Source organism: Streptomyces sp. NPDC006265, from assembly GCF_040613555.1.
Taxonomy (GTDB): Bacteria; Actinomycetota; Actinomycetes; order Streptomycetales; family Streptomycetaceae; genus Streptomyces.
On sequence record NZ_JBEXSH010001167.1, the window covers coordinates 1 to 2,244 of the forward strand.

2 protein-coding genes are annotated in these 2,244 nt (G+C 72.6%); both read left to right on the plus strand.

Going from position 1 to position 2,244, the window contains the following annotated elements:
* Positions 1-247 precede the first annotated feature (247 nt).
* Positions 248-1,060: an SAM-dependent methyltransferase gene (locus ABZ281_RS46625; protein WP_356664596.1), complete on the plus strand. Its 813-nt coding sequence runs from the start codon at positions 248-250 to the stop codon at positions 1,058-1,060.
* 44 nt (positions 1,061-1,104) lie between these two features.
* Positions 1,105-2,244 (plus strand): glutamine synthetase (locus ABZ281_RS46630; RefSeq protein ID WP_356664598.1); only part of this gene is annotated, 1,140 nt, incomplete at its 3' end.

Below are 2,244 nucleotides of genomic sequence, written 5' to 3' on the forward strand. Positions count from 1 at the left end.
GCGAGTGGGGGTACCCCCTGCTCGAGCGGAGTCGAGAGCGTGGGGGAGCGTGCCGGGCGTCGTGACGGGGCGAACGTTGCCTGTCGCGGCACTAGACCGGCCGGCGCGGCAAGCAGCTCCCTCCCGCCCGCCGTCCCTTCCCAACCGCCGTGCCCGCTCCGCCGATTCCCGGGACAGCGTGATCATCGGAGCGGCACAATGGCGGCGGCGACCGGCTTCGGTCGTGCGTACGAGGAGAGGACGAGTCGTGAGTGATGGCCACACCCCTTCGGGAGGGTCGGCGAGACTGAACACCGGTGTGGCGCACAACGCGCGCGTGTGGAACTACTGGATCGGCGGCAAGGACCACTACGAGGTCGACCAGCAGGTCGGCGAGCACGTCGCCGGCATGTTCCCGATCATCCGGGACATCGCCCGCGCGGACCGGGACTTCCTCGTCCGGGCGGTGTCGTTCCTCGCCGGTGAACGCGGGGTGCGGCAGTTCCTCGACATCGGCACGGGACTGCCGACGGCGGACAACACCCACGAGATCGCCCAGCGGCTCGCGCCCGACTCGCGCATCGTCTACGTCGACAACGACCCGATCGTCCTGGTGCACGCCCGCACCCTGCTCACCGGCACCCACGCCGGCGTCACCGCCTACATCGACGCCGATGTGCACGACCCGGACGCCATCCTCGAACGGGCGGGGCACACCCTCGACTTCACGCAGCCCGTCGCCGTGATGATGCTGGGCATCCTCAACTTCGTCCTGGACGTCGACAAGGCCCGGGACATCGTGCGCCGGGTGATGGCCGCGGCGCCGTCCGGCAGCTTCCTGGTCCTCACCCACCCGACCTTCGACGACGAGCTCGGCGGCGCGGGCCAGATCCCGGCCATGAAGTTCTGGAACGAGAACGCCACTCCCCCGATCACCGCCCGCAGCGGCGCCGACATCGCCGCGTTCTTCGAGGGTCTCGAGGTGCTCGAACCGGGCATGGTCTCGTGCGGGCAGTGGCGCGCCGAGCCCGGATCGGCGGTGCGGGTACCGCAGTACGGCGCGGTGGCCGTGAAGCCCTGACGGCGCCGCCCTCGTCGCACGCAACGGAGAACCGCGGAGGACGCATGACCACCCTGGCCGATCCCGTGCCCGGCGGCCGCCCCGGCGACGTCGAGCGGGCCACCGCGCTGAGCGGCGAACTCGCCGGGCGGGGTGTGCACGGCGTCGTGCTGGCCTACGTCGACACCGCCGGCATCGGCCGGGTGAAGACCGTCCCGACGGCCCGACTCGCCTCGGCGGCGGCGTGGGGCGTCGGCATGTCACCGGTGTTCGACACGTTCCTGGCGAACGACTCCATCGTCACCACCGACGTCCTCGGCTCCCCCGACGGCGATCTGCGCCTCTACCCGGACCTCGACCGGCTCGTCGTCCTGACCGGGCAGCCCGGCTGGGCCTGGGCGCCGGTGGACCGCGTCACACAGGACGGGGAGCGGCACCCCTGCTGCACACGCACGTTCCTGCGACGGATCGTCACCGAGGCGGCCGAGCGGTACGGCCTCACCTTCAAGGCCGCCATCGAGATCGAGTGGACCATGGCCCGGGGGGACGCCCCCGGGGACGCGTTCGTGCCCGCGACGACCGGTCCGGCGTACGGGGCGACCCGGCAGGTCGAGCTCGGGGACTGCCTCGCCGACCTGCTGGCGGCGTGCACGGCCCAGGGCGTCGACGTCGAGCAGGTCCATCCCGAGTACGCGGCCGGTCAGTTCGAGATCTCGGTGGGTGCCCTCGATCCGGTGGCGGCGGCCGACCGCAGTGTGCTGGTCCGGCAGACCGTCCGCGCGGTGGCCCAGCGGCACGGACTGCGGGTCTCGTTCGCCCCGGCCGTCGTGGGCCGGGGTGTCGGGAACGGCGGGCACGTCCACCTGTCCGCCTGGCGTGACGGGGCGAACCTGCACGCCGGGGGCGAGGGCCGCCACGGCATGACGGCCGAGGCCGAGTCGTTCACGGCCGGCATCCTCGCCCATCTGCCCGCCCTCACGGCCGTCACCGCCCCGAGCCCCGCCAGCCGTCTGCGGCTCAAGCCCTCCCAGTGGGCCGGGGTGTTCACCGCCTGGGGCCGCGAGACCCGGGAGACCGCGCTGCGGGTCGTCACCGGCACCGCGGGGCTGCGCGACCGGGCGGCCAACGTGGAGATCAAGCCCGTCGACCTGCCACGTGAGGTGCAAGCGTGTTTCCGGTTTGTGGCGTTTGGTCCGTTTATCGTG